The sequence below is a fragment of the Streptomyces sp. SID5785 genome (assembly GCF_009870065.1).
Classification (GTDB): Bacteria; Actinomycetota; Actinomycetes; order Streptomycetales; family Streptomycetaceae; genus Streptomyces.
The window spans coordinates 1-7,389 of the sequence record NZ_WWIA01000317.1 but is presented as its reverse complement, the minus strand read 5'-3'; the positions used below and the strand labels follow the sequence as shown (position 1 = coordinate 7,389).

Below are 7,389 nucleotides of genomic sequence, written 5' to 3'. Positions count from 1 at the left end.
CTCGGCGGCGCACTGGCCCTCCTCCAGGACAGCCCCGGCAGGCGGGGCGTGCGCCTCGACGTCCCCGGCGCGCTGCTCGCCTCCGGCGGGCTCGTCGCGCTCGTGTACGGCTCCAACAACGCCGAGTCCGGCGGCTGGTCCGACCCGTCGGTCCTGACCCTGTTCGCAGCCGGGGTGGTCCTGCTCACTGCCTTCGTGTGGTGGCAGTCCCACGCCGAGCACCCCATGCTGCCGCTGCACATCGTCAGGGACCGGACCCGTGCGGCGGCGCTCGCGACGATGGGCCTGGCCACCGTCGCCATGTTCGGCGCGTTCCTGTTCCTGACCTACTACCTCCAGACCATCCTCGACTACTCCCCCGTGCAGACCGGCCTGGCCTTCCTGCCGATGTCCGTCACGATCGTCATCGGCGCGACCCAGATCGCCGCCCGGCTCCTGCCCCGCACCGCCCCTCGCAACCTGATGGCCCCCGGCATGCTCCTCGCGGCCGTCGGCATGCTGCTCCTGACCCGCCTGGGCGTGAACTCGGACTACACCACCGGGGTGCTGCCCTCGCTGGTGCTGCTCGGCCTCGGCATGGGACTGACCTTCATGCCGGTCTACGCGACCGCGACCGCCGGGGTCGCCCCGAAGGACGCGGGGGTGACGTCCGCGACCGTCTCCACCTTCCAGCAGATCGGCGGCTCCCTGGGCACCGTCCTGTTGAACACGATCGCGTCGTCCGCCGCCACCCGCTACGTCCACGCCCACCCGTCCCGGGACCGGGGCACGGAGGCGGGTATGGTGCACGGCTTCACCGTCGCGGCCTGGTGGTCGGTGGGCGTGCTGCTCCTCGCAGCGCTCGTCGCCGCCATGGCCAAGATGCCTGAGAAGCCCGACAAGCCCTGACGGGGCGATCTCCGCGGTCGTCGGACCGCTCCGGCTCGGACAGTGGTCGCACTCCACCGCGTCGAGCCGGGGCGGGACGGGCGGCAGGCACGGGGCGTTTCGCCATTCGCGTTCCGTCAGCGGTACGGGACTGCCAGGATGCGAGAGCAGGTGCGGTGCCCGCCGCCTCAGCAGGTCTCCGCGCCGCGCAGGTGGTTCACGGACGTGGGGAGGATGGGGCTGTGTTCGTAGGACGCGAGAAGGAACTCGCCGAACTGCGGGACGCGTTGAAGGTTCACCGGCTGGTGACCCTGACCGGCGTGGCAGGCGTGGGCAAGTCCCGGCTGGCCCGGGAGCTGGTGGATCTCGGTCAGGTGGCCGATGCCGCCGACGCCTGTTGGGCGGACCTGTGGCAGCTCCAGGACGACGGACTGCTGGCGGCGCTGGTCGCCGATGCGTGTGGTCTGTCGGATCACACTCCGCGGATGCCGGTGGACGTGATCTGCGGATGGATCGGTGATCGCGAACTGCTGCTGGTGCTCGACTCCTGCGAGCATGTGCTGCCCGCGTGCCGGCGCATGGTGCGGGTGCTGCTCGACCGCTGCCCTCGGCTGAGGATCGTCGCCACCAGCCGGGAACTGCTCCAGTTGGACGAGGAGTTCGTGACGGTCGTCCAGCCGCTGCCGTTCGCCACCGACGCGGCGGAGCTGTTCCTCCGGCGCGCCACCGAGTCGCACCACTCCCCTGAGCCCGGGGATCTGAACCGGGTCACCGAGCTCTGCGCCTACCTCGACGGACTTCCGCTCGCACTGGAGCTTGCTGCGGGGGCACTGCGGCACAGCAGTATCGAGGATCTTCTGCGGCGCCCCCGGCACGAGTTGAGCCGGTCCGAGGACGACGTGCGGCCGATCGCGCCCCGGCGCCACGACGTGTTGCGCACGGCTCTGGGCTGGAGCCACGAGCTGTGCACGCCCGCGGAGCGCCTGCTGTGGGCCCGGCTGTCCGTCGTCCACGGGCATTTCGACGAGACCGTCGCCATAGCCCTGTGCTCGGGTGAACCGCTCTCGCCGCTCGATGTCGCCGATGCCCTGGCCGGTCTGGTCGACAAGTCCGTCGTGACCCGCCGCCAAGGGCGCTGTCTCCTGCTCGACACGGTCCGCGAGTACGGGCGCCTGTGGCTCGCCGAGCTCGGTGAACTGGAGTCGATGGCCACCTCCCACGCCTCCTACTTCCTCACCCAGGCCCAGCAGGCGGACGCGACGTGGACGAGCGCCGAGCAGACCGGGTGGTACCGCACGATCAAGGAGGCGCATCCCGATCTGTGCGCGGCCATGGACCATCTGCTCGCCCACGACGTCGATGCGGCGCTCGAGCTCGCGACGCTGACCGGCTTCTACTGGACCTGCTGCGGTCACGCGCACACAGCGCAGCTCTACCTCTCGCAGACGCTGAAGGCCTGTGACACTCAAGGACCGGTCAGACAGCGGGCCGTCTGGGCCCTCGGCCTGACCCACCTGCTCCAGGGCAACCACGCCACCGGGACACACCTGGCCCGCCAGTGCCTGGAGAACGCACGTCTCACCGGGGACCCCACGGCGCTGCTGCACGCCGCCTATCTCCAGGCCATGAGCGATCTGCTGCAAGGAAATCCGCAGCCGAGTCTCGACCTGCTGGACCACGCGCTGCAGAACGCGAGCGCGCACAGCTCCAACGCCTCACCTGCCGCCTCCTCGCCTGCCGTCTCCTCCCCGCCCTCGCCTCAAGCCGTGATGATGTGCCGGATGCTCCGGCTGTTCGCGCTGACCGGGCTCGGCGAGCTGGAGCAGAGTCTGGACTCGGCCACGGCTCTGCGCGCGGAGTGCGTCGCCATGGGCGAGCACTGGATCCGCTCCTATGCCGACTACCAGATGTGCGTGGTCGCGCTGCGAGAGCAGGACAGCGATCTGGCCCTGGAGTACGCCCGCTCGATGCTGCACGCCAAACAGCAGATCGGCGACACGTTCGGCATCGCGCTGGGGCTCGACATGCTCGCGGCGTCCTTCTCGGCCAACGGAGACGGTCACTCCGCGGCGCTCGCGTCCGGCGCGGGCCAGCGGCTGTGGGACGCGGTGGGCCATCCGCAGCGTGGGGCCCCGGACGTGGCGCCGCTGCGCGAGGCGGGCGAGGACATCGCACGCGGGCTGGTGGGCGCCAGCACGTACGACTCGTACCGCAGCGAGGCCGCGCATGCCGACCCCGGCGAGATGCTCGCCTGGGCCGCCGGCGATGCGTCGGCCCCGTAGGGCGCGGCGCGATCACACAAGACGACTTTTCCGGGCCGCCACCCGTTCGCCTCACCGGCACGACTGCGTTCCACGCTGTCCCGGACGTCGAGAAGCCTTGTGCCGCCTGGCCGAAGTCGACTTCGGGAGCGCGTCGCCACAGGGGGGCGCGCAGTAGTGAACACCCGCGCACGGATTCGACGGTACTCACCCGTCACGCAACGCGATTCGGCGATCGCGCGCTGGTAGCTTCCGGCCTTGTGATCAATTCGTTTCCCGAGGGTCCCGAGGACCCGCAGCAGCTCATGTCGATGCCGTCGGGGCAGGAGGCCACCGCCCGGCCGACGCTGCTGCGGCCCGCCGTGAAGCACGAACGGGCCGTTGTCGACTCGCTGCTCTCCTCCGGCCGCGTACGCGAGCGGCACGACCGGATCGGCGAGCAACTCGCCGAACTGGCGCGGTGCCTGCGCCCTCATGACGCCCTCTCAGGGCCACGGCTCGACACGGCGGTGTCGGAGTTGACCGGTGGAACCGACCCCAGCTTGTACGGGACCTGGGCCTGGTATCCGTGGTCGGGTCGACTGGTGCATGTGCTGCCCCGCGAGCAGTTCCAGCGGGTGCGAACCGACCGCAACAGAGACAAGATCACCGATGACCAGCAGCGGGGGCTGCTCTCCCGGCGCATCGGCGTGATCGGCCTGTCCGTGGGCAACAGTGCGGCGTTGACCTGTGCCATGGAGGGCGTGGCGGGATCGTTCCGCCTCGCCGACTTCGACACCCTCACGCTCAGCAACCTCAACCGGCTGCGGGCCGGTGTGCATGACCTGGGCCTGCCCAAGACCGTCCTGTGTGCACGGCAGATGTTCGAGATCGACCCTTACCTCGACATCGAGTTGTGGACCGAAGGGCTCACCCAGGACAACGTCGGCTCCTTCTTCGATGCTCCGGACCGCCCGCTCGACCTGCTGGTCGAGGAGTGCGACACCCCCTGGGTGAAGACCGCGGCGCGCGAGCACGCGCGGCGTCTGCGTGTCCCGGTGGTGATGGACGCGAACGACCGGGGTCTGCTGGACGTCGAACGGTTCGACCTCGAACCGGACCGGCCGTTGTTCCACGGCCGCGACGGTGACCTGACCGCCGAGGAGGTCCGGCGCCTCGCACCGGCGGACGCCCTGGCTCACCTGCTCCGCATCTGTGACGAGACCCAACTCAGCCCCGCGATGAAGGACGCCCTCGGCCGGATCGGACACACCTTGTCCAGCTGGCCGCAGCTGGCCAGCGGGGTGATGCTGGGCGGCGCCCTGGTCACCGACACCGCGCGCCGCATCCTGCTCGGTGCACCCGTGGCCTCCGGCCGCTACTACGTCGACCTGGAGGAACTCGTCGGCGCCGGCGCCGTCGCCGCCGACGGCCTCGTCCCCGCGGGAGCAGCCCTGTGAGCCGTATGCCCGAACTCCACGGCGAGCACCTGTGGTTGCGCGAGCTGCGCGCCACCGACTTCGGACCGTTCGAGCGCATCCACACCCACCGCGTGCTGACCCGGTACCTCGGCGTCGAGCGGATGGACGCCGCCCAGGCCCAGGACTCGTTCGCGCAGCACCTCGCCCAGCCCTACGTCCTTCCGCGGCGCAAACACACGTTGGCCGTCTGTCCGCCCGGCCTGGACGTCATGGTCGGCACGATGGGCCTGCTCGTCGAGGAGTACGGGCGCAACGCGATGCTCACGAGCCTGGTCCTGCTGCCCGACGCGCCCGTGCGCGGCCACGGGCACGAGGCCGGACGCCTCCTGATGGCCTACGGGTTCGGGCACTTGGGGCTGCATCGCATCTGGGCGGGGCACCGCGCGGACCACACGCGGATGCGCCAGGTGATGCTCGCGGCCGGACTGCACCCCGAGTCCACCCTGCGGGAACTGTTCCACACCCAGGGCCACTGGCACGACGTCACCACGTACGCGGCGCTCGCGCCCGCCTGGATCCGCCAGGCCACCCCCGCCGAACGGGCCATCCTGCACGACGTCGGCCCGGCCGTCCCCGCCGCAGGCTCGGACACCCGGACTCCCGCCGCGCACACGACGGCAGCCGGACAGCCCAACAGGCCGCCCAGCAGCAGCTGCGGACCAGCCATCCCGACAGGCCGTCAGGGTCGCGCGGCGCCGAACAGCTCGTACCTCTGACAGCCTCGGTAGCCTGACGTCACTCGACGCCGGGAGGGGCTGACCGTGGAGAACATCCTGTCCGTAGCCATCGGGGCGGCGATCGGCCTGATGGGGGTGGTGTTCGGTTCGTGGTTCACCGCGCGCCGGCAGGACCGCATGTGGCTGCGCGAGCAGAAGCTCAAAGCCGGGACCGCCTTCAACACGGCCGTGGTTCAGCTGCTGGACCACCTGAAGGAGACCCGGCTGGGTGACGACGGTCCCGGCGCCGACGAACTGGTGAACCGCATGCAGGAGGCACGCTCCACCCTCTACCTGCTCTGCGCCGACCCCACCGTCGAGCTCGCCGCTGCCCTCGCGCGCCGGGTCTGGACCACCCGGCCCACCGACGGCCGGGACGACCGCCGGGCCGAGTTCCGGGAGACGTTGAACCTGCTGCGCCGCTTCACGCACCAACTGCGGCGGGAGATCGCCGAGTCGTAGTCGTCGTCCCCGTCGGGTCGGCCGGCGGCCGCACGGGACCGGCGATCACTCTGCGCGGGCGTTGCGCGCCGTCGGCCTGTCGTGGTGCGGGGTGGCTCGACCTCGTCGGGCCGGGATGTGCGCCGCTCGGTGGAGACGCTTGGTCATGCCGAGGCGTTCGTACGTGGCGACGGCCGGCGTGTTGTGGGTGAGCACCATGAGCGAGGCGCGGCCGTACTGGTCCACGAGGGCGTCCACCACGAAGCCGGACACAGCCCGTGCGAGGCCGCGCCCGCGGGCGGCAGGGTGGGTGAGCACGCCGCCCATGAACCCGCATCCGGCTGCGGACCAGGCATCCGCCGCCACCGCCAACGGCTCGGTCCCGGCGCCGCCGTCGACCTCACCGGTGACACCCGCCCAGCGGCGGACGCCCGCGCGGCCCGGTTGCGCGTAGGAGTCGGGGAAGTAGCGGTCGAACAGTGCCGTCGCCGCTTTCTGTTCACGGACGTTCAGCCACCGCGTGTCCGCACCGGCAGCACCGGAGGGGCGGGTCGTCTCCATCCAGAAGAAATGGTGGACCGCCTCCAGGACGGACCACCGGCGGACCAGCGCATCGATCAGGGACGCCTCACCCAAGAGCCGGCAGGAGGCGCCGACCTCCTCCAGGACCCTCTGCACCAGTACGGCCGCGTCCGCCCTGTCGCCTCGGATCGCGAGACGATCCTGCTGCGCGTCGGGGCTGGCCACTGCCACCGCCCCGCCATGACGCCACGCTCGCACGCCCGGCCCGAGCCGGTCGTCGTCCCGCCCCTGGGCAGCCCAGACCGCCAGCCCGTCACCAGCCGCGGCCCGCTCGACATCGCCGAGCCGTACAAGTTCCTCCACGCGTCGTGCCTACCAGATCTGCCCGGGGTCCCGCTGCTCCCCTCCTGGATCCACGTCGACGACGTCAGGCACTTCCCCGTCGCGAGCGCCACGCCCGGGCCGTACGGAACGGCCGTTCAACGTTCCGTCAGGAACTCTCGCGCGCCGCGGATCACGGTGTGCAGGCGTCGCCGGGTGATGCGGCTGTCGAGGCGGACATCGGCGCCACCACGCACAGCACTCTCCTGACGCAGGCCTGTCGGCAGGCGGGCGGGGTCCAGAGCGTCCCGGCGGGCGACGAGGCATCCGAGCTCGTGCCGGCTCAACGCGTCGGCGCCTGTCACGTGTCGGATCCCGGTGAGGTCGCTCGACGCCAGTTCCAGCAGGGCGGCTGCCAGGTCCGACACGTGAACGGGGCAGCGGACGTCGTCCGTGAACAGAACCCTGTCGTCGACACCGGCAGCGATCCGGTGCACGAGGCGTTCGTGCACGGAGCGGCCGTAGCCGATGATCAGCGACGTGCGGACGACGACCGATCCGGGATGCACCGCGAGGACCCCGGTCTCGGCCGCGGCCTTGGCCGCACCGTACGGGGTGATCGGGTCCGGCAGGCAGGTCTCGTCGTAGCGGGTCCGGCCCACACCGGAGAACACGGCGTCGCTGGACACCTGAAGCATGCGGGCGCCGCACTGCGCAGCGGCCATCGCGAGGTGCAGAGGGCCTCGCGCGGTGACGGCCCAGTCGGCCCCGCCGCTCGACGCGTTGATGACGATGCGCGGT

At 71.2% G+C, this 7,389-nt stretch carries 7 protein-coding genes; 5 read left to right on the top strand and 2 right to left on the bottom strand.

All coding sequences use genetic code 11. From position 1 onward, the window contains the following. From GTW43_RS10390 to GTW43_RS10370, 5 genes are all read left to right on the top strand, one after another. On the top strand, positions 1–888 hold an 888-nt coding region (locus GTW43_RS10390; protein WP_161301354.1), incomplete at its 5' end, for an MFS transporter. Between the two features lie 221 nt (positions 889–1,109). Beyond that, positions 1,110–3,149, top strand: a complete 2,040-nt coding sequence (locus GTW43_RS10385) for an AAA family ATPase (protein WP_161301353.1) — start codon at positions 1,110–1,112, stop codon at positions 3,147–3,149. A gap of 239 nt (positions 3,150–3,388) precedes the next feature. Then, positions 3,389–4,567 carry a ThiF family adenylyltransferase gene (locus tag GTW43_RS10380; protein WP_343245960.1) on the top strand — a complete coding sequence of 393 codons (1,179 nt, stop codon included), beginning with the start codon at positions 3,389–3,391 and terminating at the stop codon, positions 4,565–4,567. A 5-nt stretch (positions 4,568–4,572) separates the two neighbouring features. Further along, a complete protein-coding gene (locus tag GTW43_RS10375) occupies positions 4,573–5,304 on the top strand; it encodes a GNAT family protein (RefSeq protein WP_202501285.1) in 732 nt (243 codons plus the stop codon). A gap of 45 nt (positions 5,305–5,349) precedes the next feature. After that, entirely contained in the window at positions 5,350–5,766 is a 417-nt protein-coding gene (locus tag GTW43_RS10370) for a hypothetical protein (protein WP_161301351.1), read from the top strand. Positions 5,767–5,811: 45 nt separating this feature from the next. Here the strand turns inward: GTW43_RS10370 and GTW43_RS10365 are convergent, their stop codons facing one another. Both GTW43_RS10365 and GTW43_RS10360 read right to left on the bottom strand, forming a co-directional pair. Next, positions 5,812–6,630, bottom strand: a complete 819-nt coding sequence (locus GTW43_RS10365) for a GNAT family N-acetyltransferase (RefSeq protein ID WP_161301350.1) — start codon at positions 6,628–6,630, stop codon at positions 5,812–5,814. 116 nt (positions 6,631–6,746) lie between these two features. Next, the coding region (locus tag GTW43_RS10360; RefSeq protein ID WP_237536516.1) for a sugar nucleotide-binding protein at positions 6,747–7,389 on the bottom strand (643 nt) is incomplete at its 5' end.

Bases quoted from the DNA above. Each gene is read 5' to 3' on its own strand.
- GTW43_RS10375 (WP_202501285.1), top strand. From the start codon at position 4,573: ATGCCCGAACTCCACGGCGAGCACCTGTGGTTGCGCGAGCTGCGCGCC.